Origin of the sequence: Neobacillus pocheonensis, from assembly GCF_050477905.1 — a bacterium.
Lineage (GTDB): Bacteria > Bacillota > Bacilli > Bacillales > Cytobacillaceae > Neobacillus > Neobacillus pocheonensis_A.
In genome coordinates this window covers 49,656-76,388 of record NZ_JBCNAD010000017.1, presented here as the reverse complement: position 1 = coordinate 76,388, position 26,733 = coordinate 49,656, and the positions used below count along the sequence as shown (strand labels likewise).

Sequence of the window (26,733 nt, the reverse complement as noted above, 5' to 3'; positions counted from 1 at the left end):
ATGAGTGCCATCTTGGAGGTTAAGAATCTGAAAACAAAATTTAAAACAGACATGGGCACCGTTGCGGTTGTCGATGGTGTAGATTTTTCCATAAAGCCAGGTGAAACGCTAGGCGTGGTTGGGGAATCCGGGTGCGGTAAAAGTGTGACCAGCCTTTCGGTTATGCGGCTTCTGCCGTCCAATGCAAGCAATGAAGGAAGCATCACCTTCCAAGGTCGTGAGTTGATATCCCTTCCCGAAAAGCAGATGCAGCAAGTTCGTGGAAATGAAATCGCGATGATTTTCCAGGAACCAATGACTTCTCTCAATCCGTTACATACAGTAGGGAAGCAAATTGAAGAAGCCGTGATTCTTCATATGAACATTTCCAAACATGAGGCCAAAGAACGAGCGATTAAGATGCTAAAGGCAGTTGGGATGCCGAGAGCGGAAGAGATCTATGGTGAACATCCCCATCAGCTGTCAGGCGGAATGCGCCAGCGTGTGATGATTGCCATGGCGATGGCGTGCGATCCTAAATTGATTATTGCTGATGAACCAACCACGGCACTTGATGTAACGATTCAAGCGCAAATCTTAGACTTAATGCGGGATTTAAAAGAGAAAACAGGAACTTCCATCATGCTCATTACCCACGATTTAGGGGTTGTAGCCGAAATGTGCGACCGCGTGATTGTCATGTATGCCGGTCAAGTCGTGGAGGAGACGGACGTGGAGACTTTGTTTGAAAATCCGAAGCATCCCTATACGATTGGGCTGATGGATTCGATTCCATCCTATGAGGATGAGAAGGAATATCTGAATACCATTCCCGGATCGGTTCCGCCTCCGTATGAGATGCCGAAAGGATGCCGGTTTGCTCCACGTTGCAGCTTTGCGAAGGAGATTTGTCATCAACAGGCACCAAAGCTGAAGGAAATCGAAAGCCAGCATAAGTGCCGCTGTTGGCTTGTTACGGAGGAGGATGCGTCATGAAGCCCATTTTAGAGATCAAGGGGTTAAAAAAACACTTTCCGATCAAGACGGGTTTTTTCAATAAAGTAACCGGTCATGTACGGGCTGTTGATGGGGTTGATTTTCAAGTGATGCCGGGTGAGACTTTAGGCATTGTCGGAGAATCAGGCTGTGGAAAATCAACAACCGGACGGACGATTCTACGTTTATTGGATCCTTCTGCTGGGGAAGTGTTGTTCAATGGCAAGGATTTGGCGAAACTGTCCAAGGAAGAAATGCGCCAGATGCGCAAGGATATTCAAATGGTCTTTCAGGATCCCTATGCTTCTCTTAATCCGCGCAAAACGATTAGGCAGATTTTGCTTGAGCCGCTTGCCGTGCATGGGATTGGTTCATCCCGCGCAGAACGGATGAAACGAGTAGAGGAAATTATCGAAGTGGTAGGGCTTCGGAAAGAGCATTTAGATCGTCATCCGCATGATTTTTCAGGCGGCCAGCGCCAGCGAATTGGGATTGCCCGTGCGCTTATCCTTAAACCGAAGGTGATTATTGCGGATGAACCGGTTTCTGCCCTTGATGTCTCCATCCAATCGCAAGTCTTGAATCTTTTAAAGGATTTGAAGAAGGAGTTTAATCTGACGCTCATCTTCATTTCTCACGATTTATCTGTGGTCAGGCACCTATGTGATCGGATTGCCGTGATGTATTTGGGGCGTGTAGTGGAGATTGCCGATAAAAAGCAGCTCTTCACCAACCCAAGCCATCCCTATACGAGAGCTTTATTATCGGCCGTGCCGATTGCCAATCCGAAGGCGAAACGAGAGCGGGTCATTCTTAAGGGAGATTTGCCAAGTCCGGCTAATCCGCCGTCAGGATGCACCTTCCACCCTCGTTGTCCGGTTGCTCAGGAAAGCTGTAAAACGAACATTCCCATTCTTCAAGGCATTGATAGCGGACATCAGGTTTCCTGCCATCTCTTTACGGAAAGGAATATAATAGAAACGAAAGAAGAAAAGATCGGATGAATTGTACCAAGGGGAGGTAACAACACATGAATTTTGATTCTTTGCATTATCCTTATCCATCACAACGAAATGTCGTGTATGCCAAGAATGGAATGGTAGCAACGTCGCAGCCTTTGGCTGCACAGGCAGGGTTAGATATTTTGAAAAAAGGTGGAAATGCGATTGATGCTGCCATTGCGACAGCTGCTTGTTTGACCGTAGTAGAGCCTACCTCGAACGGAATCGGCGGGGACGCTTTTGCGCTTGTTTGGACAAAAGGACAATTACACGGACTCAATTCAAGCGGTCCAGCACCAATGAATATCTCTATCGAGAAGGTAAAAGCAGATGGACACGGAAAGATGCCAAAGTATGGCTGGGTGCCGGTTACGGTCCCAGGTGCTCCGGCAGCTTGGGTAGAATTATCAAAGCGTTTTGGCCGCCTGCCGCTGCTAGATGTGATGAAGCCAGCGATTGATTATGCGGCAAACGGCTTTCCTGTTTCTCCTACGCTCGGACGCTTTTGGAAAAGGGCATACCAACAATACAAACAAAATTGTACAGGGGCCGAGTTCGAAGTTTGGTTTGAGATCTTTGCACCAAAGGGACGAGCACCTGAAGTCGGAGAAATGTGGTCGTCTCTTGACCATGCTGACACACTAGAACAAATCGCAAGAACAAGCGGAGAAAGTTTTTACAAAGGGGCTATTGCTGAAAAAATCGCCGCAGCTTCTGAAGTTCACGGCGGCTATTTAACCAAAGATGATTTGGCTGCATTTCAACCTGAGTGGGTGGATCCGATTAAGGTAAACTATCGTGGCTATGATGTTTGGGAAATCCCGCCAAACGGGCAAGGGATTGTCGCTCTAATGGCGCTGAATATCCTCAAAGGATTTGATTTTACCGCAAAAGAAGCAACAGATACGTACCACAAACAAATTGAAGCTATGAAGCTTGCTTTTAGTTGCGGCAAGCAATACATTACAGACCCTAAGCATATGGGGGTAACCGCGGAAGAGTTATTAAGTAATTCGTATGGCCGGGAGCGTCAAGCACTGATTGGAAGTGAAGCTGGCACGCCACCTCCAGGTACACCGCCGCGTGGAGGAACCGTGTACCTGGCAACAGCCGACGGTGAGGGCAATATGGTATCGTTTATCCAAAGTAATTACATGGGCTTTGGTTCTGGGATTGTCGTACCAGGGACAGGAATTGCGATGCAAAACCGAGGGCATGATTTCAGCCTTGACCCTACTCATTACAACAGTCTGAAAGGTGGTAAGAAAACGTACCATACGATTATTCCAGGATTTTTAACGAAGGATGATCAAGCTGTTGGACCATTCGGTGTCATGGGTGGATACATGCAGCCGCAAGGGCATGTTCAAGTCATTATGAATACGATCGATTTTCACTTAAATCCGCAAGCAGCTTTAGATGCCCCAAGATGGCAATGGAAGAATGGAAAAACAGTCGAGGTAGAAAAATCATTCCCATTCCATATTGCAGAGGAATTAGGACGAAAAGGACATGATATTGAAATTGCGGTGGACTCAGGTTCGTTTGGCCGCGGTCAAATTATTTGGCGAAATCCGGAAACAGGTGTACTGATGGGGGGCACAGAATCAAGGACGGATGGGACCATTGCTAGTTGGTAATCCAAAGAAAAGGAAAAAGTAAAGGTGCACAACGGGTTAGTAGTTTTTGCTTCACTCGTATACGGTGCCATTCATTTTGTAGATATTATTCGAAGCATTCGATGTGCTATGGCAGCGAGTGCTTTTTTTTGTTGGTGCCTGTCACCGCTTGTTTGAAAGAGAATATTTTAAAGAGAGAAATAACAAAGCTATTAATCTCTCAAGGATATTTCACTTCTAAATCAATTACTTGGTAAAATCAAAATATAAAGGGGGGATTGGTGAATGAAGACTATGAAAATAAAAAGAATAGCAGTTGATTCCATCCTTTACACAGAAGTTGACGATTGTGATACAGAGGATGAATCAGATGATTGGGATGTCCAATTTGAAGGAAGTCAAAGTTAAGATCAATTGCTAATGCTTTCATAACTTAGATTTAATCCTGTGAAAGGATTATGGGACAAGGCCGGTTGGGATAAAATAATCATGGGAAAAATACAAATTGGGCACAGAAAAGTTAAGAGGTAAGCAACTTAAAAGTGCTTACCTCTTAACACCTCATCCAGAGATATGATTCTATGCTCTAACTCCTGATTAGAATCTAAAACCCCTATTACAATTTGATTATCTTCAGTTATCGTTACATATCTGAAAAGTTCATCCTCATTAATGGGTAAGGCAGTCGCCTGTGTTGCCTCCAGCTTTGCAAAGACACTTTCTGTGTACTCAAGTCGTAGAAATTCATCTATTCCACCAACCCATTTCAATAGTAAATCCTTGAGCGCAATTTGCTCAACCATCGATAAATGATTCTTGAATGTTAGCTCACTGACGGATACTGTTTTCACCTTAATCACTCCTCAAATATTAGTTAAAGTTTAAACTTTCAAATTCCTGACTTCAACTGTATTAGAGTGACAGAATATTTACATTTTGATTTCGGGCTAAAAAATGCATATTTTCAGTATTTTTCCAGGGGACGGTTCTGACAGTTTTGGAAGGGAACATTGATTGTAATCATATAATAAAAATTTAATATGAATCAATTGTGAAACAGGACAAGCATCCTGTCCATGCACAATAGGCTGCGGCGGTCCCGTTTTCTTATTGTGCTCCCTCAGTTAGATACGATTATCTAACGGAGTAGGATTGTTGAAATGGGATGGAAATCTCTTTGGGTTAAATGGTAAAGTTGATTTTGAAACAATATTATTTGTTTAGGCTTGGATCTTTTTTTACATAATAGGATATTATCTGCCATATACCCAAGGAGGATTTGTTTTGATTACTGATTTACTAAAGGAAGCTGAGGAATTTATCCGGACCTGTTATAGAGAATTAAATAAAACAGAGCAGGAAGTGGAACATAGATTGAATGAATTGAATGAACAGATACGGAATAAAGGTTTTTATGAACACACCAACCTAGAGCTTGAATATGGGGCAAAAATGGCTTGGCGTAATAGTAACCGTTGTATAGGAAGATTATTTTGGGATCAATTAAATGTGATCGATAAGAGGAACCTAAAGACAGAAGAAGAAATTATCGAAGCCTTATTTGAACACATTGAATATGCAACGAATAAGGGTCGAATACGCCCTACAATCACCATTTTTTCACAAAAAGCTTCGAACCAAAAAGTACGTATATGGAATCACCAATTAATTCGCTATGCAGGTTACAAAACGGAACAAGGTGTTTTAGGGGATCCACACTCCATTTCCTTTACCGAGACCTGTATAGATTTAGGATGGGAACCGAAGTTTGGAAATTTCGATGTTTTACCCTTAGTCGTTCAAATAAATGATCATCATCCAAAAGTAGCCCAGATTCCAGAAAAGCTTCTTCTCGAAGTGCCAATTCGTCATCCCAATTACAAATGGTTTAATGATTTAAATTTGAAATGGTATGCAGTACCGATGATCTCGGATATGATTTTAGAAATTGGCGGCATTACGTATACCGCAGCTCCTTTTAATGGCTGGTATATGGGGACTGAGATAGGGGCAAGGAACTTTGCGGATGAATCGCGGTATAATATGCTTCCTCAAATAGGAAAATTAATGGGGTTGGACATAAAAAGTAATATATCTTTATGGAAGGATAGGGCACTCTTAGAATTGAATACTGCAGTTTTACATTCCTTTAAGGAGGATGGGGTTAGTATTGTAGACCATCATACGGCTGCACAACAATTCCAAAAATTCGAAGAAAAAGAAAGGGCAAGTGAAAGGTCTATTACAGGCGACTGGACGTGGCTTATTCCACCACTGTCACCAGCTGCAACCCATATTTTCCACAAACCATATAATAATGACATTAAAAAACCCAATTATTTTTATCAACCTAACCCATATTAATTTTTTAGTGTAGTCCACAAAAATCTTCGTTTTATAATTTAATATTCTGGTTTTTCAATGGTGCTTATTAACTAACAGTGTAGGATGCCTAAATAATGCATCTACTCTTCCTTGTTCGATTAACGAGTTAGATTGTGAAATACTGTACTTAAAGTAACGGGTAGCGTTAATCCAAGAAGGATTAACGCTTTTTTTATTAGGACTTATTAAGCTAAATGGCTGATTAGTTGAATAATTATCTCTATATTGGAAATATTTAATGATAAAAAGGAACATCTTATGATAGGACTCCTTATTGCAATAATTGCATTTAATTTGTTTGCCTTTAAGACAAACAAACGACTAAATTCTATTCAAATAGTTTGCATTTGGACATTTACTATAGCTTTCCAAAATATCTTCGATTTGTTTATTGATATGAAATATCATGCTTACTGGTATATTAGCCCAGGTGTTGATTGGAAAGCGTTGCCTGCACATACAATTTTACTTCCACCAGTGAATATGATGTTTTTAAATTGGTTTCCTTTTAAAGCCAAAATGATAAATCGAATTTTTTATATGTGTATTTTTGTAATAGGTATTTTAATTTATGAATTAATCACATTACTTCCAGAACCTTGGGGTTATTTTCATTACAAATGGTGGAGTTTATGGCATTCCGCGATTGTTGACCCAATACTTCTGTTAATCTTATTAGGGTATTATAGGTGGATATGTAGGTTAGAAAGGAATTCATTAAAAGTTAAATAAATAGTTATTGAATTAACGGTGAATACATTAAAGACCTCAGCTGCCGACAACGGTGGCTTTTTTTTTTGTTAAGGCAGCAGGCAGGTTAATACGCAAAAAAATCCCATTCCTATGAATGGGTAAATTACTTTTTAAATTCAATTTTTCTAGCGCAGTAGCTAGCATTATAGAATTAAAAAATATAAATTCCTAGTTGACAGATTGGAAAAGTTTTTTTATATTAACAATATAAAAAATTTATTAATTATGAATTATTTGTATTTATTGGCTTTTGCCATTATTAAAATCTACAGAGTCTATCAGACAACTGAAGGCTTCAACTCTTAGTATTTAGCTAGGAGTTGGAGTTTTTTTATTATAAAATATTCCCAATATTTTTAATTTTAGTGTTTTTTCGCCAATTAAACCAAGTTATCATATAGGAAAAGTTATATAAGGGGGTGGCATTTAAAATGTGTGACACCGTACAAATGCTATTCAGATAGAAAAGTTAAGGAATGTTTATTCTACATTTAAAAGGAGGAGAAGGATCGTGGGTGTTTCAGTGGAGTCATTGAATAAATCATTCATTAAACAGCATAAAAAAAACCAAGTATTACAAAATGTTAATTTCCAAATAAAACAAGGCGAATTCGTAACCGTTATCGGACCGAGCGGATGTGGTAAGAGTACACTATTGAAGCTTATTGCGGGTCTTGATAACGAATATGAAGGATCTATTAAAATCAATAACCAAGAAATTGCAGGGCCAAGCATCAAACAAGGATTTGTTTTCCAGGAACACCGCCTCTTCCCTTGGCTGACGGTGGAGAGGAACATTGCAGCTGATTTATCCCTCAAAGACCCTAATGTCCGCAAAAGAGTTGATGAACTCATTGAAATTGTAAGATTGAAAGGGTTTGAAAAAGCATATCCAAAGGAGCTTTCAGGAGGGATGTCACAACGGGTGGCGATTGCTAGAGCATTATTGAGGGATCCAGAAGTGCTGCTGCTGGATGAACCGTTCGGTGCACTTGATGCCTTTACTCGAACACATTTACAGGATGTGCTGTTAGATATTTGGCAACAGAAAAAAACAACTATGATCCTAGTTACGCATGACATTGATGAATCTATTTATCTTGCTGATCGAGTCGTGATCATGAGTGCAAGACCAGGTCAAATCAGCAATATTATTCCCATCGATTTACCGCATCATCGCAAAAGAGCGAGTCACTCATTTCAGGAATTTAGACAAAAGGTACTAAGTGAATTTGAGAAAGTAGAAGAACTTCAGTTGATTGAAGGCTCAGGTATTTAGAGGAGGATGGAAAAGATGTTTAAAAAGTTTAAGGTTTCTTTATTAATATTTACAGCAATTATGATAGGGATTTTATCGGGATGCTCATCAAAAACGACAACAGCGAATACAGCTACAGGAAAGAATGGAAACTTGACAGTTAACATAGGAATCCAACAAAGCTTGGGACCGTTATTGATTGCAAAGCAAAAAGGTTGGTTCGAAGAAGAATTTAAAAAGGTTGGTGTAAAAGTAAACTGGACGGTATTCCAAAGCGGTCCTCCGCATTTCGAAGCAATGGCAGCTAATCGATTGGACTTTGGGGCAGTTGGCAATTCACCTGTAATTGCAGGGCAGGCAGCAAATATTCAGTTTAAGGAAATTGCAAGTTCTAGCGATGGGCTTAAAGGAAACGCGATTATTGTTCGTAAAGACAGTCCGTTAAAAACACTAAAGGATTTAAAAGGGAAAAAAATTGCAGTGGCAAAAGGAAGCAGTGGGTTCAATGTACTGTACCGTGCTTTGGAAAAGGCTGGTTTGAAGCCTGGTGATGTAGAAATTATCCAATTGCAACCAGATGAAGCACAGCCGGCGTTTGAATCAGGAGCAGTTGATGCTTGGTCCATCTGGGAGCCTTTTGTTTCACTACAGACTTTAAAGAAAAACGCAAGAATACTAGCGAATGGAAAATCATTGAATGTTTATTCACCGGGATTCGTAATTGCACGTACAGAATTTGCTAAAGAGCATCCTGATCTTGTTGTACGCTTTCTAAAAGTATACGAAAAAGCGCGTTTATTTGAAAAAGAGAACCGTGATGATGCAATCGATTTGTATGCAAATGCTAAAAAAATTGATAAGGATGTCATAAGCTATGTACTCGAAAATAATGAATCTCTTAATCTTCCAATATCTGAAGAGATCATTAAAGCACAGCAGGAAACAGCAGATTTCCAGTATTCCCTTAAAGCAATTACAAATAAAATCGATACATCAAAGGTAGTCGATAATTCGTACATTAAGAAAGCATTAAAGGAGCTGAAGGAAGAAAAAACTAAGTGAGGTGGTTTTGAGATGAGCAAAGCAAAACTAGCATTTCCATCTGAAAATTTGGAGAGTAAATTTAGGAATCCTGCAGTTACGAAACAGGCGAAGGGCACTAAATTCCAAGGCTCTGCATTAATAATGGCACGCGGCTTGGTGTTACCCATCATTATAGTAGTTGTATGGCAGTTGGCAGGATCACTTTTACATGTGTCTAATACGATATTACCTACACCTTTAGATATATTTCATTCCTTTCAGGAATTAGCTAGAACAGGTGAATTATTTGGGCATATAAAAATTAGCGTTTTTCGTGCTTTAATCGGATTTATATTAGGTGCAAGTTTGGGTCTTCTGTTTGGGACGTTGACCGGTCTCTCTAATAAAGCAGAGCAATTTGTTGATCCTTCTTTGCAAATGTTACGAACCGTACCCCATTTAGCATTATCACCATTATTTATTCTATGGTTCGGTTTAGGAGAATTATCAAAGGAGTTGTTAATTGCACTAGGAGCATTTTTCCCCCTATATGTAAATACTTTATTGGGCATTCGCGGAGTAGATAAAAAATTATTTGATGTAGCACGGATTTTGGAATTTAGTAGATGGAATCAAGTAACCAAACTAATTTTTCCGGCTGCTCTCCCCAATATTTTACTTGGGGTTCGCCTATCCTTAGGCGCTGCTTGGCTGGGATTAGTTGTTTCCGAATTGATGGGGGCAAGCGAAGGAATCGGCTATTTGATTATGGATGCAAGACAATTTACCCGCACCGAGGTTGTTTTTGTCGGAATTATTATCTTCGCTCTTGGAGGTAAAATAGGTGATTCGCTTGTTCGTGTATTAGAGTCAAGATTCTTAAAATGGCGTGATAGTTATCAGGGAGAAAATGCTGCTTAACCAATGGAATAACTAAAACTTTAAGGTTTAATCTTTTAATTACTATTATTTTGTCCTAAGAAAAGGAGAGATGTTTATGTCAAATATCGTGATTATTTCTGGCAGCCCTGCTACTTTATCTCGTTCGTCTGCGATCTCTGCATTTTTGGAAAGTATTCTTATAAAGGAAGGAAATCAAGTAAGTACGATTACTGTCCGTAATCTGCCTCCAGAAGATTTAATATATGCAAATTTTAATAGTCCAGCCATTCAACAAGCAAAATTGCTAGTGGAACAAGCAGAAGCAGTGATCATTGTAAGTCCAGTGTATAAGGCGAGTTATCCAGGAGTTTTAAAAACCTTTTTAGATTTGCTCCCTGAAAAAGGTCTTGAAGGTAAAATCGTATTTCCAGTTGCAACCGGAGGTACTTATGCGCATCTTTTATCACTTGAATACTCATTTAAGCCTCTCTTATCAGTTCTTGGTGCAAGAGAAAGTGTAGAGTCTGTATATATGGTAGATTCACAATTTACCTATTCTGGACAAGAGATTACTTTTGTAGATTCTGAAATTGAGCAAAGGCTGAAATCTGCTGTCGGCCAATTACTGGGACGATTGCAACGAAAAGAATTACAAGAAATTCGATAAACAAAAAATGAACGATATTTAGTTAAAAAAACTAATAACATAAAGGGAGTGTAAAAATGGAAGTATTATGGTTCATTCCAACTCATGGTGATAGCCGGTATTTAGGAACAACAAAGGGAGGACGCTTGGCTGATTTTTCTTACTTTCGTCAGATCGCTCAAGCGGCTGATCGACTTGGATATACAGGGGTATTAATTCCAACAGGAAGATCGTGTGAGGATCCATGGACATTAGCGTCATCATTGGCTGCTGTAACAGAACGATTGAAATTTTTGATTGCTGTCCGGCCGGGAATAATGACTCCTTCTGTTGCAGCCAGAATGACTTCCACAGTGGATCGCATTTCGAATGGACGTCTTCTAATTAATGTCGTCACGGGTGGTGATCCAGTAGAATTAGCTGGTGACGGAGTATTCCTTTCTCATGATGAACGTTACGAAGTAACAGATGAATTTTTAACTGTTTGGCGTAACCTTTTAGAAGGAAAAGAGGTTCAATTTGATGGGAAGCACGTGAAAATTGAAGGCGGGAAACTGCTTTTTCCACCTGTTCAGCATCCGCATCCTCCTATCTATTTTGGCGGTTCATCACCAGCTGGCCAAGCCGTTGCGGCAAAACATACAGACGTTTACTTAACATGGGGAGAACCTCCTGCACAAGTGGAACAAAAAATAAAAGAAGTTCGCCGTTTAGCTGAACAAGAAGGAAGAACAGTACGATTTGGCATCCGATTACACGTAATCGTAAGAGAAACGGAAGAAGAAGCATGGGAAGCGGCTGATAGTTTAATTAAATATGTAGATCAGGAGACGATTGAGGCAGCACAACGTACTTTAGCCCGTCAAGATTCTGTTGGGCAGAAGAGAATGATGAAGCTGCATAAGGGTGGAAGAGAGACGCTGGAAATAAGCCCGAACCTTTGGGCAGGGGTTGGTCTCGTTCGTGGTGGTGCTGGAACAGCACTTGTGGGAAATCCAACACAAGTGGCGGAGAGGATGAAAGAATATTTTGCGTTAGGTATCGATACTTTTATTTTATCCGGATATCCACATTTGGAAGAATCATATCAATTTGCAGAGTTAGTATTTCCGTATTTACCGTTGAAAAAAAGAGACACTATTAACACCACTCAACTAAACAATCAGCCTATTGGAGAAATCATTGCTAATCAATTTGTTCCTGAAAAAGTTTAAAAATTTATATTAGTGAAAAGGGAGGAGGACATAAACCTCTTCCTTTTGCTATAAATAACAATATGTATTCCTGCAAGTAAAGTATGCTTGATTTTAAGAAAGGGATTTCTGAGGTGATCCTTTTTTCTTATTGCACTAATGAAGCAGGCTAGTGGAACAGGAGAAAAACTCTCTCTTGGTTGAATTATGAAAGTACCAAGAAAATGTTTAAAAGGGAGAGAGAGATGGGGAGAAAATTTGCATCAATACATATCTTAAATTCAAATATAGAAGAGGTTCTTATTCGTCTTGGACGGTGTAGAGAAGACCATCAAACAAACAGCAGTAATTCAAATTTAAAAACATCCGTTCCGAATAAATTGGCAAGCGTTTTAAATGTAATACAAACATCCAAACCTCTAGAGGCAACTTTCTACCTAACGGAGGTTAATGGTAGCGTATCTGTTTATTCCGAATACTTTAAAACGCAGGTTATTAAAGAGCATGTAAAGAATTGGTTTATTTGGTTTGATAAATATGTATTAAGTGTAGATTATTTCGATGATGAGTTTTTAGATATTAACATATTTAAAAAATATAAGTTCGAAACATCACTTGTAGACGGACTGAGTTTGAATGACTATGGATTAAATAAGACCAGATTTGATCCTGAGAAGATATGTGAAATTTTTAATGTCCACCCTGTACAAGTAGAGCAAGCATATTGCCAAGAAGATATATTTAAAACGTGTAACAATTTTGCTGAGTTATTTCATTTACCTTTAACATTAAGTACATTTGATGCGATGAATTCAGAACAATTTCAGTTTGAAAAAGAAACCTTTTATCTAGGCTTTTCAATAGGCTGATAATAATTAATATTGTATGGTTACGGCTTTTTGAGAATGAGACTAAAAAGTTTGTGAAACTTTGTACTTAAACAAACGGGTGCTTGAGTTTAGTATTGATTGCTGCGGCGTTTTTTTCTTATAGAACTACCATGAAAATAAGTTTCTTCAAGAATTGAAAAATGACAATATTAAAGAAGACCCTAATCAATCGTTAAAAAAAAGAGGAGAGCGTTAATTAATAAGCCTATGGATTAGGGTTGACTGGATTAAGGTCAGTATCAGTATTGACACTTCCTTACCATTTTCATTCTCTGTGGTGCAGCACTGATTTTGTGCTGCATGGATGGCTAATGGGCAGGTTAATGCAAGAGGGATGAATAATTTCGGATTGAGGAATTTAATAGGTGCTAATCCAAATCCAAATAAAATCATTAGAATATATTATATTAGGAAGTTTGGTAAAGACATTTCACTCCTTTGGAAGGCACAATTATTTGTGCCTTTTATATGTACTTTTATTATACTGGAGGTCTTTCTTGCAGGCATTATGGAATCGTGTTGGGTTTCGATTGTTCAACACCTGTAAGATTGTGAAAAAATGTTATTTAACAAACGGGTGCTTTAATTCAATTTTAGAGGTAAAGCATTTTTCTTAATTAACTAAGGACATTAAACAAGGGAATTTAATTATCCCTTTTAGAAATAAGAAATTATAACACATAATATCTTGGAAAAAAGATGAAAATAATCATACACAAACATTATAGGGTGAAAAAAATGAATCAAAGCAAAGAAAGATTAACCTCATCAGAGATTGCGAATTTATGGACCCATTATATACGTGAGACAATGGGACTTTGTGTAATCAAGTACATGGTAAATACCATTCAAGACCATCTGATACATAATGTTTTTCAAACTGCATATGGACTTTGTGAAAAGCATATAAACAAACTGAAGAAGTTGTTTCGTCAAGAAAATTTTCCTGTTCCTAAAGGGTTTAATGAAAAAGATGTTAATTTGGATGCCCCACCATTATTTACGGATCATTTTTGCTTATATTATATTCACACTATGGCTATGCATGGGAGCCAATCTTACAGTCTGGCATTTACCCTTTCGATTCGCCAAGACCTTAGAAATTTTTATTACCAATGTAATATAGATACAATGGATTTATATAACCAATCCATTGAGGTACTTATAGCAAAGAAACTTCTTGATAGACCGCCTTATTATTCAACACCAGATAAGATTCATTTTATCAATACCCTTGATTATGTAACGGATTTATTAGGCAGCAAAAGAAGCATGAATGCTATTGAATGTGGTAATATCTATTTTAATTTAGAAAAAAGCTTAATCACAAAAGGATGCCTTATCGCCTTTAAACAAGTATGTAAAGACAAAGCGATTATTAAGTTTTTAGAAAAATGTCTTAATGCAGCAAATAAACACATTGGGACATTTACAACGTTATTACTTAAAGAAGACCTTCATTTACCTCGTACATATGACGCAGAAATAACAAATTCAAATGTTGCTCCATTTTCTGAAAAACTTATGCTGTTTCATTCAGGATTTTTATTTGCTGCAGCAATATCCTATTACGGTTCTGCTGCGATTTATAGTATGAGAGCAGATATTGTCATGCAATGTGAAAAGGCTATCATAGATGATATGCTCATATATAGTAGCTTCGGTAAATTAATTATTAAACGAAACTGGATGGAGCAGCCCCCTAATGCTGATGACAGGAAAATCATTAATAAGTGAATATAGATTTACTTACAAAGACAAGACGGTGTTTCTATTAAAATAACGGGTGCTTTCCTTAAAGAACTGGCTGCTTTTTAAGGCAGCCTTTTTTTATTGCACTACCTTGCAGGAAAGCTTGAGAAGGAAATCTTTGTTAAATAAATTGAATGGACCTTGTTAAACGAACGTGTGCTTTAGTTAAAAAACAATAGAAAATGTCCTTCATCCGTGTTATGAAGGACAAAACTCAGTTGGGCAACAAGAAAAATGTCCTTCATACAAGTTATGAAGGACAAAACTCGGATGGGCAACAAGAAAAATGTCCTTCATACAAGTTATGAAGGACAAAACTCGGATGGGCAACAAGAAAAATGTCCTTCATCCAGGTTATGAAGGACAAATCTCGGTTGGACAACAAGAAAATGTCTTTCATTCAGGTTATGAAGGACAAAAATTGGTTGGGAAACAAGAAAAACGTCCTTCATCCAGGTTATGAAGGACAAAACTCGGTTGAGCAACAAGAAAAATGTTCTTCATCCAAGTTATGAAGGACAAGTCCTAGTGTGATTGTTCTCGTGAATTAAAATGTGAAATAATACGAGTATGAATTAGAGATTTGACCTGTTTTTTAAAGTTCTGCACCCGAAAAGTAAACCCATTAGGATTTTTTTCTTGGGTCATTTTTTGTTTTTTATTTTGTTGGAAGACCATGAGAGCAGTCCATGATGTTATGGTATTACGCTGCTTTTTTCTCTACTAAAGTTACTGTTGAATTTATACCTATTAAACAGCAGATCAAAAAATTAGTAAATAAAACGATTCCATTTTTATTTGCAAAAAATATGCTTCCCAATTCTTTTAATCTGTGGCCGGCTCCATATCCAACTACTAGTCGCAGTATCAGGGTTAAAATAATAAATGGCTGCGCCACTTGGATCCCATCCGTTTATGGCATCAAGAACAGCTTTCTTTGCTGATTCATTGGGAGTCAAATTAATCTGCCCGTCTGCAACGGCCGTAAATGCCCCAGGTTGGTAGATGACGCCTGCAATGGTATTTGGGAAAGATGCATTTGAAACCCGATTTAAGATAACTGCTGCAACAGCGACTTGACCCTCATACGGTTCCCCGCGTGATTCTCCATGCACAGCATTTGACATAAGTTTGATATCATTTTGAGAAAACCCGTTTGGAACATTGGCAGAGTTATTGTTACCTGAAGGCTTTTCATACTTTGTCGCTTTAACTAGCATTGCCTTAGTGGATTCACCGACGATTCCATCGACGGGGAGACCAAATTTGTCTTGAAAATTGCGAACGGCCCAATATGTATCCCATCCAAACACACCGTCTACTTTACTCTTATAAAAACCGATATAAGCAAGGCGGGATTGCAGTTCAGTAACGTCTTCCCCTGCTGCACCTTGCTGCAGCACTTGGTTGGAGAACGCCATTACTTTTACATCTTGATCACTATTGGCTATAAACACGAAAGAAAAGACAAACATAATCAGCAGCGCCTTAATGGAACCATTCTTTCATTGCATAGCCAAACCTCCTTTGGATTGTAAACACTATACTGATATTTTTTTACATTTCTTTTTTTTTATGTAACAAATTCGTTCTTGGAATAAGGTTTAATTAAAAATGACAAGCTCTGAATATTATTCTTACACTCCTTTCAGAAATCACAATCAAGCATTTTTATATGTCATAATTGCTTTCGTTGAGATGAAACAAAACAAATGGTGCGTATTGGGGGGGCCGATACATACTCAGCAAAGAAATCGACAATCCATTTACCTTCTTACATGGAAAAAGCCTATAGGAGAAAGGGTGAGGAACTTGTTAATCAAATGGTTAATTAGTGTAGGAAAAGAGCAAAGGGAATCGAATCATTCCCTGGGGAATATTGTCGTTTTATCTGATAAATTCATATCGTTTTTTCTACAAAATATTTATTAACTAGATTCATTATTTCCCTATAAATCAAGGGGTAACGCAGCAATTAATCAAACGATTGATTAAAAAATAATCTGGTAGGATATATCGGGTAATGATACAAATTGTGGGCGAGGCTTGTTGTTTTTTGATATGCTGAAAAAAAGATGAAAAGGATGGATTACATATAGATAATGGCGAAATCAATAAAGTGAGGGTTATGAATGATTTTTACGTATGCTATTACCCAAGATAACCAGTTAATAAAAGATGTAAAACTGGAGGATTTAAGGACAGATCGATTCCAATTCTACTGGGTCGATTTTGAGGAACCAACTGAAGAGGAAACGAAGTTGTTAAGTGAGTTTTTCCACTTTCATCCGTTGGCGATTGAGGATTGTTTGCATTTTATCCAACGCCCTAATATGAATTATTATGATGGAGTACTTTTCTTTGTTTTACATTCATTAAGACAATCGATTGAGTGCGATGAGGTCGATGTTTTTGTAGGTGAAAACTATGTCGTGTCCTTCCACAAGGAAAAGGATCAGGCAATAGACGCAGCTAAGCAAAAAATAATGGCATGTAAAGAAATGGAAAAGGTTGGGCCGCTATATACTCTTCATACGATAATTGATGAATTAGTGGATTGTTATTTTCCGATTATGCATCTAATTGAAGACAAATTAAATGAATATGAAGAGAAAGAAGCAAACAGCAATAAAATCATAGAAGAGGTTTATGAGATTCGCAGAGATTTGATTCGTTTGCGCAAAACAATCATTCCAATGAGAGATTTGTTATACCGGATTACCAACTCGAAGCGGATTCAGGACACAGGGCAATTTCAACATTATTTCTTCGACATCTATGATCACTTGCTGAAGTTAACGGATATGGTTGCTGCGAATCAAGATGTTACTTCTGATATGAGAGAGAATTATATGTCCATTCAATCCAATCGGATGAATTCCATAATGATGACACTTACCGTTATAACCACCATTTTTATGCCCCTTACATTTATTGTAGGCGTGTACGGAATGAATTTTGATAATATGCCAGAGTTACATTGGAAATACGGCTACTTTATCACTCTAAGTGTAATGGCTGTCATCGTCATTATCATGATTTATTGGTTTAACAAAAAGGGATGGTTATTTAAAAAGTAATCCTTTTTTAGTTTGTAGAACATTTGTTCGTGTATAATAATACCGAGGTGATGGTTATGGCGATACGTGACCGAGGTAAAATCAAATGGGCTACGGCTTATGTAACCCTCAGAAGGGATATTAGGACCATTGTTAATAATCCTTCCTTGGTCAATAAATACCGAGCCAAGTCCAGTGCCTATTGTTAGACAAATTAATCGTTCAGCTGGGAAGTTTGTACTTGTTCCCAGCCCAAAAAGGCGGCCATCATTCTCGAATGACATCAGAATCTCCTTTGCTTCGATTCCGAACTTAGTAGTGTGGAGCCTTTGCAGTAAATGGTCCCGAATGCATTCTCCGTATAAGGATTCGAACTAATCTAATCCTTTAATATAACTGATTCCCTTTCATAATCGAAAGGGCCTGGAAAGGCAAAGCCGATCCCAATCACGATGCAACGGATTGCTGATCGGCTAGGAATCTCAAAGAACTCTGTGTCTCTGGCATTAACCGGCCGGGCAGGGGTAAGTGAAGAATTACGTGAGAAGGTATTGGATACAGCGCTGGAAATTGGCTATCCAATGGAAAAGTTGAAAACCAAAACCTTTACGAAGTCTGCTCATATGATCGGTTTGATTGCTAGAGAGGAAATATTTTCTGAGAACACCTTTTTTGGTGTGATTAATTTACATATTGAAAAGGAAATCAAAAGCAGAGAAGGTCATTTATTGCTTCATGCAGTGGATAAGGAAAGTGAAGAAAGCCCAAAATTGCCCGGCTTTGTAACTGAAAAAAAGGTTGATGGACTCCTGATTCTCTCTCATCTTCAAAAGGAATTCATTGAAGCTATCATTCAATCGGGTTTACCAGTTGTTTTGGTCGACCATCATGATCCAAATTTGAATGTCGATTCTGTTTTGACGGATAATAGAAGGGGAGCTTATTTAGCTGTTAAACATTTAATTAAAAATGGAGCACGATCTGTTGGATTTATCGGAGAAATATCAAAGTCACCGAGCTATAGTGAAAGGTATGAGGGCTTTTGTGTTGCGATAGAGGAAGAGGGGCTCTCTGTTGAAAATCGGTGGGTGAACCACCAAATAAATGAGCAGGGGCCCTTAATAGATTTCTATATCCAGTCATTGACCTCGCTGCCAGATGCCTGGTTTTGTGCAAATGATCACTTTGGTTTTTTGATGACTCGGAGTTTGTACAAACTGGGGGTTCGAGTACCTGACCAATGTTCTGTCTATGGGTTTGACGATTCTATTTATGCCGCATTTTCTATGCCTCAGCTTACGACGGTTGCCATAAACAAAGAGTATTTTGCAATTCGCTCGGTTGTACAGCTCTATCAACGGATGGAAAAATTAGAAATGCCATTTGAAAAGATTGTACTTAATCCCGAATTGGTAGAAAGAGAAACGACGGTTAATAAACAACCTATTTAGTGAACCACTGAACGACAGTCCACAAGGCAACAATTTTTTCAGAAAAAGCCAATTAAAAAGGACACCCTTGTCTAAGAAAGTAGACAAGGGTGTCTTGTTTTGAATTCATACGCCTTCCTTGAAATCGGCGAGAACTTCATCAATTAGGCGACGGGCGACACCAGCGAAAACAGGGTTGCTGCTTTGGTAGTAGGGAAGGGCAATCAGTCCAACTGACAAGGCCCATCCACGCCCGCGTGACCAAGTTGCGTCGTCAACGGAATGCGCTGCACGCAACCTTTCCCTGCTTTCGACGGAAAGCAGATTCCACGCGAACATCCAGTCATTTGCGGGATCTCCCACGCCAAGGCCCCCGAAGTCGATGACGGCACTGAGTCGCCCTTGTTCGACAAGCAGGTTCCCAGCAAGGAGATCTCCGTGGATCCAGACAGGGGGTCCGTCCCACACTGGTGTCTGGAGAGCTGCTTCCCACGCTAGGGTTGCCACATCGGTATCAATCGTGTTGTGCAGATTTGCAATTGCTTCATGTACGCCGGCGTCTCGCATCGCAAGTGGCAGGCCGCGTCCAAAGTTGTGATCCCCTGGTGGCGGACCGCCGGCGGGATTGATTCTCTGCAGGGCGGTTACGAATTGAGCCAGCTCGGTCGCTGCTTGGTATGGGTTGTCAATGTGCCCCATAATCGCGTTCTCACCCTTGATCCATCGATACAAAGACCAGTGCCAAGGGTAACCTTCTGCGGGCAATCCCAACGCGAGCGGTGTAGGGATGGTAAGCGGCAGGTGCGGGGCAAGGATCGGCAGCCACCGTTGCTCCTTCTCCACCTGCTTGATGGCCCAATCGCCACGGGGTAATCGCACGAACATATCCTCACCCAGTCGATAGATGGCATTTTCCGTCCCGGAGGAGTTGAACGGCTCAAGGGAAAGGTCTGTCCATTGCGGAAATTGTCCGGAAATCAACCGTTTCACGAGGGATAAGTTGATTTCTGGTGCACTATTTGAATTGGTCATGAGGGACCTCCTTTTGAAAAAGCCTAATAAAAAGTTACATTAATCTAAGCTAGAATCTGATTGACTTTATTCATGACGGCTTCTTGGATTGAGGATAGCTTTTCTTTGCTATCTGCCATCGATGCACCTTTTACCGCAAAGTAAAATTTAGCTTTTGGCTCTGTGCCGGATGGACGAAGGCAGAACCATGAACCATCCGTTAAATGATATTTCAAGACATTGGAACGTGGCAGGTCTATCTGGCTTTCGGTTCCATTTATAAACTTAGTAGAAGTAGAATAATCTTCAATTGCTGCTACTTCCATGCCAGCAATTTCACTTAATAGTTCGCTTCTAAACGTATCCATTAATCTTGCAATTTGTTCCGCTCCATCTTTACCCTTTAAGGTAATCGATTGAAGAGATTCTTGATAAAAGCCGTACTTTTCATAAATCCCTAATAGCCCTTCATACAGAGTCATGCCTTTGGCTTTAAAAAAGGCTGCAACTTCTGCGATAAAGACTGCCGACTGTACTGCATCTTTGTCACGAACAAAATCTCCAATCAAATAGCCATAGCTTTCCTCGTAACCTAATAAGAAGGTGTGCTGTCCTGTTTGTTCGAATTCATTTATCTTTTCACCGATGAATTTGAATCCAGTCAGGGTATCCATGGCTTGTACACCATAATGCTCAGCAATTGCACGTCCGATTTCAGAGGTAACGATGGTTTTGATCACAACACCATTGTCAGGCAGAATCCCTTTCGCTTGTTTTTGTGATAACAGGTACTCAACCATTAAGGCTCCTGTTTGGTTTCCGGTCAAAACAACATATTCTCCATCCTTATTTTTTACCGCTACACCTAAACGGTCGGCATCAGGGTCAGTGGCCATCAGGATATCTGCTCCCAGTTGTTCACCGTATTGAATGGCAAGTTCAAATGCAGCATGTTCTTCAGGATTTGGCGATTTAACAGTTGAGAAATTAGCATCTGGCATCTCCTGTTCCTTAACAACTGTTACATTTTCAAAGCCAAATGCCTCCAATCCGGCACGAACTGGTTTATTCCCAGTACCATGTAATGGAGAATAAACGATTTTAAAGTCTTTGGCCGCCTTACGAACCAATTCAGGGTTTAATTGGAGTGTTTTTAATTGCTCTACATAAGCGTGATCAACCTCTTCACCTAAGTAAGTTAACAATCCGCTTGCAAGTAACTCTTGTTCTTCTCCTACTTCAACATTTAATTCATTATCTACAGCATTCACATAATGTATAATTGCCTCGGCTGCTTCAGGGGGAATCTGGCCTCCGTCTTCACCGTACACTTTAAAGCCATTATATTCAGGAGGATTATGACTGGCCGTAATCACAACTCCAGAGAAAGCATTTAAATATCGAAGGGCAAAGGACAGTACCGGCGTCGGACGCAGCTCTGCAAATAGGAATGCCTTAATCCCGTACTTTCCAACGGTTTTGGCGACCTCCAACGCAAACTCCGGGGATTTATGGCGAGAATCGTAGGCGATGACTACTCCGCGTTGTTTAGCCGACTCCCCTTGTTCCGAAATGAAACGTCCGAGACCCTCTGCCGCCCTGCGAATGGTATAGGTGTTTAGTCGATTAATCCCAGGGCCAAGTTCTCCGCGGATTCCACCAGTACCGAATTCGAGATGTTTATAAAAATGCTCTTCTACTAAACTTGTATTGTCTTTAAGCTCCATAAGCTTCTCTTTTAAATCTTCTTCTAAACCGTTAAAGGAAAACCATTTTTCTGCTTCTTTTAACCAAGTCATTTTCAAAACTCCCTTTCTTCACCGCTAAATTTTATCTAGATAAAAATCAGAAGAATTCATGATATCATCTAAAATTTCAGCTGGTTTTTTATTAGTAGTGTCGTAAAGATATTTTGCATTTGCTGGCGCATTTTCAAGCTGATTAAGCAAAAATAAGGAGCGGTCAATTAAAAATGGATCTCCACGCTGATTCAAACGTTCTATTAAAATATTCTCATCAGCCCGCAAGACAACATATTTAATCTTTAGATTCAGGTAAGCAAAATGTTTGCAGAACCACTCTAACTCATTTTCCACCACAATATCGATAATCACATTATAATCATGTAGAATTAATGTCTGCGTTATAGAAAGCATGTTTTTCCACATGATGGATAAATTTTCTTCCCAGGGCGGTGCCGAACCTTCCTCGTACATGGAGAGGAAATCATCGCCTTTAATAAGGGCGCTTTTCTTTACGGTTCGTGAAAGTTCTTTTGCTAATGTGGATTTTCCAACTCCACAAGGTCCAGAAATAATATAGATGGTTCTCAAGTCACTCACTCCAATCATTTTATTTTTTCTCTGCAGTGGACTCCCGAACAATTAATTTGGTTGGTAACAGAATCTCGTGAATCGGCTCCTCATTGTTTTCCATTCTCCAGCAAAGCTGCTCCACTGCTTTTTTTCCATAATAATTTAAATCAATATCCATTGTGGTTATCTTAGGAGTTGAAATTTGTGATAATTGTCCATTATCAAAGCAGCATACTGATACTTTTTCAGGCACTTTAAAACCTCTGTGCTGCAAAACGGAGGTGACAAGGAAACCGAGTCCATCGTTCACGCAAAACCATGCTGAAGGCTTATCTTGAAGATTATCAAGGAATAAATGGATGTCACCCTGGTTTTCCTTTGCGTTTGTAAACATAAAGTCTTCATTAGGTGTTATTCCGTATTTTTTTAAAGCAAGTAAGTATCCCTCAAATCTCTCTTGATAGCTTGGAGAAATGTCAATATCTCCTACGAATGCTATATCACGATGTCCTAGCTGAATTAAGTGTTCTACAGCGATAAAAGCACCAAATCGGTTATTCGTTAAGATGGAATCAGCCATTAAATAGGGTGAATGATGATCAATTAAAACAGTAGGGATACCGGTATTGATTATGTGAGAAATATAATCGGTACTAATATGAGATAGAATTAAAATCCCATCAATTTCGAGATTCGATAACAAGGAAGGAAGAGTTAAATTCTCTTTAGCATCCCCATCAATCGGTTCGATAAATAAATTCATGCCGCGGGCCCGAACTTCTTTTTCAACGCTTAAGTAAATTTCACCAAAAAAACTTTTAAGTGAAAAGGCATAATCAGAGGCGATTAACGCGATATTTTTGAGTACCTTTTTATCACCTTGTTTTTGATTTCTATTATTTGAAGAGGAATAACCCATTTCATCGGCTGTATTCTGTACAAGCCTCCTTGTCTCTTCGCTAACTCCTGGCTTTCCAGACAAAGCTTGGGATACAGAGTTTTTTGAGATACTTAACTGATCCGCAATATCCTGCATTGTCACTTTTTTTTTCATATATTTATTTCTCCCTTGATCTATATCGTATTATTGTAAGAGTAATGTGTCATTCTTTGTAATTATATTGTAACGTTACAAAATGAAAATTACAAGAGGGTTGCACAATGAAGTTTTAATTAGTAAATACACTAAATTATTAGTTTTTTTAAAAATAATGTTTGACATTACAAAAGTAAGGTGCAATAATTGGTTTTGTAAAGTGATTAACAACATTATTAAACGATTATTTTGTAATTTTGTAATTCTGACTTTACTTGTTGAGAAATGAGGGATTTCGGCTAGATACCATATTTTTTGACTTAGATTAAAAAAAGTATACTTTTTTTAAAAAACCAATGATAGCGCTGTCACATAAATGCCTGCATTATTGAAAGTCAGTGTAATTATTTTATTATGTTGGGGTATTACTATTTTTATGGAATTTGGATCAGATATTAAACATTGGAGGAATATAAGATGAAAATGAAAAAAGTAGCATCAATCTTATTTGCAGCTTCACTTACTGTATCAGGGCTAGCTGCATGTTCCACTGGAAACCAAGAAACAAAAGATACTGGCAAAAAAGATGGGGTAACAACGATTGAATTCTGGGCTGCTCCAAACCCTACGCAGCAAGTGTATTGGAAAGAAGTCGCAGCAGAGTTTACTAAGGAAAATCCGAAAATCAAAGTTAATGTTAGTCCGATGAAAGAAAGCCCAACATCAGAAGCGAGTATCCAATCTGCGATTGCAGGTAAAAGTGCACCGACCATGTCTGAAAATATTAACCGTGGTTTTGCCGCTCAGTTATCTGAGAGTAAAGCGCTTGTGCCTTTAGATACGTTAGACGGCTGGGATGATGTAAAGAAAAGCCGTAATATGAATGAAACAATGAAGGGCTGGGAATTTGCTGACGGTCACCAATACGTATTGCCAATTTACTCCAATGCAATGTTATTCGGCTGGAGATTAGACATCTTAAAAGAACTTGGATACAACGAGCCGCCAAAAACATATAGCGAAATGCTGGATGTGGCAAAGAAATTAAAAGCTAAATATCCTGATAAATATCTATGGGCAAAAGCAGACCTTGCTGATCCTACAGCTTGGAAAAGATGGTTCGACTTCTTCATGCTATATGATGCAGCGTCAAACGGTAACAAGTTTGTGGAAGGAACGAAATTCACTGGCGATCAAAAAGCCGGCGAACAGGTTCTTGGTTTAATGGATGATCTTCGTAAATCCAATGCGTTATTAACAAGACAGGCTAAAGATCCGTTTGAAAGTGGTTTGGGAATTTTCGTCGATGTTGGTCCTTGGACCATCCCATACTGGGCTGACAAATTTCCGAATATGAAATTCAACGAAACTTATACATTAACACCACCACCTGTTCCAGATGGTACAGATACTAAAAATGTTAAAACATTTGCTGATACAAAAGGTCTAGTTATTTATGCTTCTGCAACGAAAGAACAACAAAAAGCAGCGATGGAATTCATGAAGTGGGTGTATTCAAAACCTGAAAATGATGTGAAATGGCTAGAGAAGACAAGTTTACCACCAGCTCGTGATGATTTAACGACAAATGATGCGTTTAAAGCGTTCTTTGACAAAAATCCAGCATTACAACCATACGCAGCAGCCGTTCCAAATGGTATCCCGCCGATGGATAACTCAAAATACAATGATATACAGACCTTAATTGGTCAACAGGCATTCAATCCAGTGGTTAAAGGTGAGAAAGATCCGAAAACTGGATGGAAGGACATGCAACAAGCTTTTAAGGGGGCTCTGAAATAATGAGCACAAAGCAAGGAAGGTTGGGCTGGCTGTTTGCCAGTCCTTATCTTTTATACGCAGTTGTTTTCTTTTTAATCCCACTGGTATGGTCACTGTTTTTATCGTTTACCGATTGGAATTTAATTGCCCCAACGTTTACGTTTGTTGGATTTGATAATTATATGGAGGCTTTTAAGAGTCAGGGTGTCCAAAGTGCCTTTTTTGTTTCCTTTAAATTTATGGCTGTATTTGTCCCATTAGTGATTGCCTCATCGATTATCGTTGCGTTAATCGTTCAAGGACTCACCAAATTTAAAGGACTGTTTCTAATTGGTTTTTTCCTGCCTTATTTAGCATCTGGGGTTGTATCTTCCTTTATTGTTAAAGGGATTTTATCTTATAACAGTCCAGTCAATGAATTCTTAAGAGGCTCATTTGGTTTGGATATTAACTGGCTTGGCACACCTTTTGCCGCACTGTTTGTGGTGGCGATGATTATCGCTTGGAAATTCACCGGGTACTACGCCCTGATTTTAACGTCTGGTTTTGAGAGCATTGATAAGGAAGTATATGAAGCGGCGATGATTGATGGGGTAACGTCTTGGCAGCGTTTTTGGAAAATTACGTTTCCGCTTTTATATCCTGCTTTATTCACGGTCCTTATTTTATCAATCGGTGTGACGTTTGGAATTTTCACAGAGGTGTACCAATTAACAGGCGGCGGACCTAATTTTGCAACCAATACGTGGCAAATGGAGATTTTTACAAGAGCGTTCTCGAATCTTCAAGCTGGTTATGCTTCAGCGATTGCGATTATAGCCTCTGTCGTAACGTTTATTTCAATATTTATCATTCGAAAACTCTTAGAAATGTGGGGGAAACGAAATGGGTGGAGCTAAGAAAAACGGATTATTGTTTCGTTACCTAATTGCCGTTGTTCTCTTACTGATAATGATCTTTCCGTACATTTATATGGTGCTTAATTCTTTTGCTGTTTGGGATCAAGTAGATCAGAAGCTTATCCCAACCGAGTACAGTTTGAAATCCTATCACTGGTTGTTAGCCGGAGGAGAAGCAGTTATTCCAAGACCATGGCTTAATGCGTTTTTTAACAGTTTTATCGTTTCAAGTGCATCCACCTTCTTAATGATGGTAACTGGGGTAATGGTTGCTTATGCATTAGCGAAAATGCCCTTTAAAGGAAGAGACACAGTTAATAACGTGATTTTATTTCAAATGTTTTTCCCAGCGATTATATTATTGATTCCTACATTCCTTGTGATTCAAAGACTCGGCATGTATGACTCTTATTGGGGAATGATTCTGCCAAAAGCCCTTAGCTTATGGGCTGTATTTATGTATACGAACTTCTTTAAGGCGATACCAGATACCTTTATTGAAGCGGCAAAATTGGACGGCGCGAGCGATTTGCAAATAATGTTCAAAATCATCCTGCCCATGTCGAAATCGATTACGACTGTTATCTTCTTATTCTTGTTTATGGAAAGATGGACAGAATTGTTATGGGATATGCTAGTGGCAAAGAGTGACAACATGCTGACTTTGAACGTACTTTTATCACAAATGTTCGGTCCATATGGCGGGTATCCAGGTCCGATGTACGCGGCAGCTGTGTTATTAACTTTTCCAATCATTATTATCTTCTTACTTTTTGCGAAAAAATTCCAAGAAGGTATGCAATTTACACTTAAGTAATAGAATT

25 protein-coding genes are annotated in these 26,733 nt (G+C 39.0%); 18 read left to right on the top strand and 7 right to left on the bottom strand.

Going from position 1 to position 26,733, the window contains the following annotated elements:
• The 4 genes from ABES02_RS08595 (at window position 1) to ABES02_RS08580 (ending at window position 4,003) form a co-directional block, all read left to right on the top strand.
• Entirely contained in the window at window positions 1-975 is a 975-nt protein-coding gene (locus tag ABES02_RS08595; protein WP_430133035.1) for an ABC transporter ATP-binding protein, read from the top strand.
• Window positions 972-1,979: an ABC transporter ATP-binding protein gene (locus tag ABES02_RS08590; protein ID WP_430133033.1), complete on the top strand. Its 1,008-nt coding sequence runs from the start codon at window positions 972-974 to the stop codon at window positions 1,977-1,979. Before ABES02_RS08595 ends, ABES02_RS08590 begins: the two co-directional genes overlap by 4 nt.
• A gap of 26 nt (window positions 1,980-2,005) precedes the next feature.
• Entirely contained in the window at window positions 2,006-3,616 is a 1,611-nt protein-coding gene (locus ABES02_RS08585) for a gamma-glutamyltransferase family protein (RefSeq protein WP_430133031.1), read from the top strand.
• A 264-nt stretch (window positions 3,617-3,880) separates the two neighbouring features.
• Complete coding sequence (locus ABES02_RS08580) at window positions 3,881-4,003, top strand: hypothetical protein (protein ID WP_430133029.1); 123 nt, start codon at window positions 3,881-3,883, stop codon at window positions 4,001-4,003.
• A 128-nt stretch (window positions 4,004-4,131) separates the two neighbouring features.
• On the opposite strand, the gene ABES02_RS08575 is transcribed toward ABES02_RS08580, so the two are convergent.
• On the bottom strand, window positions 4,132-4,446 hold the full coding sequence (locus ABES02_RS08575) for a hypothetical protein (protein ID WP_430133027.1): 315 nt from the start codon (window positions 4,444-4,446) through the stop codon (window positions 4,132-4,134).
• Window positions 4,447-4,879: 433 nt separating this feature from the next.
• Here ABES02_RS08575 and ABES02_RS08570 point away from each other — a divergent pair, with 433 nt between their 5' ends.
• From ABES02_RS08570 to ABES02_RS08530, 9 genes are all read left to right on the top strand, one after another.
• A complete protein-coding gene (locus tag ABES02_RS08570; protein WP_430133025.1) occupies window positions 4,880-5,959 on the top strand; it encodes a nitric oxide synthase oxygenase in 1,080 nt (359 codons plus the stop codon).
• Window positions 5,960-7,244: 1,285 nt separating this feature from the next.
• Window positions 7,245-8,012 (top strand): ABC transporter ATP-binding protein, encoded by a 768-nt coding sequence (locus ABES02_RS08565; protein WP_430067206.1) that lies wholly within the window; start codon window positions 7,245-7,247, stop codon window positions 8,010-8,012.
• A gap of 15 nt (window positions 8,013-8,027) precedes the next feature.
• Window positions 8,028-9,053 (top strand): aliphatic sulfonate ABC transporter substrate-binding protein, encoded by a 1,026-nt coding sequence (locus ABES02_RS08560; RefSeq protein ID WP_430133023.1) that lies wholly within the window; start codon window positions 8,028-8,030, stop codon window positions 9,051-9,053.
• Window positions 9,054-9,065: 12 nt separating this feature from the next.
• Entirely contained in the window at window positions 9,066-9,935 is an 870-nt protein-coding gene (locus ABES02_RS08555) for an ABC transporter permease (protein ID WP_430133021.1), read from the top strand.
• A gap of 76 nt (window positions 9,936-10,011) precedes the next feature.
• Complete coding sequence (gene ssuE / locus ABES02_RS08550; protein WP_430133019.1) at window positions 10,012-10,563, top strand: NADPH-dependent FMN reductase; 552 nt, start codon at window positions 10,012-10,014, stop codon at window positions 10,561-10,563.
• Between the two features lie 56 nt (window positions 10,564-10,619).
• Window positions 10,620-11,756, top strand: a complete 1,137-nt coding sequence (gene ssuD / locus ABES02_RS08545; protein WP_430133017.1) for an FMNH2-dependent alkanesulfonate monooxygenase — start codon at window positions 10,620-10,622, stop codon at window positions 11,754-11,756.
• 224 nt (window positions 11,757-11,980) lie between these two features.
• On the top strand, window positions 11,981-12,604 hold the full coding sequence (locus ABES02_RS08540) for a hypothetical protein (protein ID WP_430133015.1): 624 nt from the start codon (window positions 11,981-11,983) through the stop codon (window positions 12,602-12,604).
• Between the two features lie 759 nt (window positions 12,605-13,363).
• Window positions 13,364-14,362, top strand: a complete 999-nt coding sequence (locus tag ABES02_RS08535; protein WP_430133013.1) for a DUF3231 family protein — start codon at window positions 13,364-13,366, stop codon at window positions 14,360-14,362.
• 337 nt (window positions 14,363-14,699) lie between these two features.
• The gene (locus tag ABES02_RS08530; protein ID WP_430133011.1) at window positions 14,700-14,840 is read left to right on the top strand and encodes a hypothetical protein; all 141 of its coding nucleotides are present in this window, start codon (window positions 14,700-14,702) and stop codon (window positions 14,838-14,840) included.
• Window positions 14,841-15,171: 331 nt separating this feature from the next.
• Here the strand turns inward: ABES02_RS08530 and sleB are convergent, their stop codons facing one another.
• Window positions 15,172-15,852 carry a spore cortex-lytic enzyme gene (gene sleB / locus ABES02_RS08525; protein WP_430133009.1) on the bottom strand — a complete coding sequence of 227 codons (681 nt, stop codon included), beginning with the start codon at window positions 15,850-15,852 and terminating at the stop codon, window positions 15,172-15,174.
• Between the two features lie 657 nt (window positions 15,853-16,509).
• Between sleB and corA the strand changes: the two genes are divergently transcribed.
• The gene (gene corA / locus ABES02_RS08520; protein ID WP_430133007.1) at window positions 16,510-17,457 is read left to right on the top strand and encodes a magnesium/cobalt transporter CorA; all 948 of its coding nucleotides are present in this window, start codon (window positions 16,510-16,512) and stop codon (window positions 17,455-17,457) included.
• Here the strand turns inward: corA and ABES02_RS08515 are convergent.
• Window positions 17,418-17,720 (bottom strand): hypothetical protein, encoded by a 303-nt coding sequence (locus ABES02_RS08515; protein ID WP_430133005.1) that lies wholly within the window; start codon window positions 17,718-17,720, stop codon window positions 17,418-17,420. The genes corA and ABES02_RS08515 overlap by 40 nt on opposite strands.
• A gap of 168 nt (window positions 17,721-17,888) precedes the next feature.
• Between ABES02_RS08515 and ABES02_RS08510 the strand changes: the two genes are divergently transcribed.
• Window positions 17,889-18,887 (top strand): LacI family DNA-binding transcriptional regulator, encoded by a 999-nt coding sequence (locus ABES02_RS08510; RefSeq protein ID WP_430133003.1) that lies wholly within the window; start codon window positions 17,889-17,891, stop codon window positions 18,885-18,887.
• 105 nt (window positions 18,888-18,992) lie between these two features.
• On the opposite strand, the gene ABES02_RS08505 is transcribed toward ABES02_RS08510, so the two are convergent.
• Genes ABES02_RS08505 through ABES02_RS08490 form a run of 4 tightly spaced genes read right to left on the bottom strand, consistent with a single transcriptional unit; the run spans window position 18,993 to window position 23,246 of the window.
• Entirely contained in the window at window positions 18,993-19,898 is a 906-nt protein-coding gene (locus ABES02_RS08505; protein WP_430133001.1) for an aminoglycoside phosphotransferase family protein, read from the bottom strand.
• 44 nt (window positions 19,899-19,942) lie between these two features.
• Window positions 19,943-21,676 (bottom strand): phospho-sugar mutase, encoded by a 1,734-nt coding sequence (locus tag ABES02_RS08500; protein WP_430132999.1) that lies wholly within the window; start codon window positions 21,674-21,676, stop codon window positions 19,943-19,945.
• 24 nt (window positions 21,677-21,700) lie between these two features.
• Window positions 21,701-22,219, bottom strand: coding sequence for an AAA family ATPase (locus tag ABES02_RS08495; RefSeq protein ID WP_430133061.1), 519 nt, complete (start codon window positions 22,217-22,219; stop codon window positions 21,701-21,703).
• Between the two features lie 10 nt (window positions 22,220-22,229).
• Entirely contained in the window at window positions 22,230-23,246 is a 1,017-nt protein-coding gene (locus ABES02_RS08490; RefSeq protein ID WP_430132997.1) for a LacI family DNA-binding transcriptional regulator, read from the bottom strand.
• Window positions 23,247-23,711: 465 nt separating this feature from the next.
• Between ABES02_RS08490 and ABES02_RS08485 the strand changes: the two genes are divergently transcribed.
• Genes ABES02_RS08485 through ABES02_RS08475 form a run of 3 tightly spaced genes read left to right on the top strand, consistent with a single transcriptional unit; the run spans window position 23,712 to window position 26,726 of the window.
• Entirely contained in the window at window positions 23,712-25,031 is a 1,320-nt protein-coding gene (locus ABES02_RS08485; RefSeq protein WP_430133059.1) for an extracellular solute-binding protein, read from the top strand.
• Window positions 25,031-25,909, top strand: a complete 879-nt coding sequence (locus tag ABES02_RS08480; protein ID WP_430132996.1) for a carbohydrate ABC transporter permease — start codon at window positions 25,031-25,033, stop codon at window positions 25,907-25,909. Before ABES02_RS08485 ends, ABES02_RS08480 begins: the two co-directional genes overlap by 1 nt.
• On the top strand, window positions 25,896-26,726 hold the full coding sequence (locus ABES02_RS08475) for a carbohydrate ABC transporter permease (RefSeq protein WP_430132994.1): 831 nt from the start codon (window positions 25,896-25,898) through the stop codon (window positions 26,724-26,726). The genes ABES02_RS08480 and ABES02_RS08475 overlap by 14 nt, the downstream gene beginning before the upstream one ends.
• Window positions 26,727-26,733 lie beyond the last annotated feature (7 nt).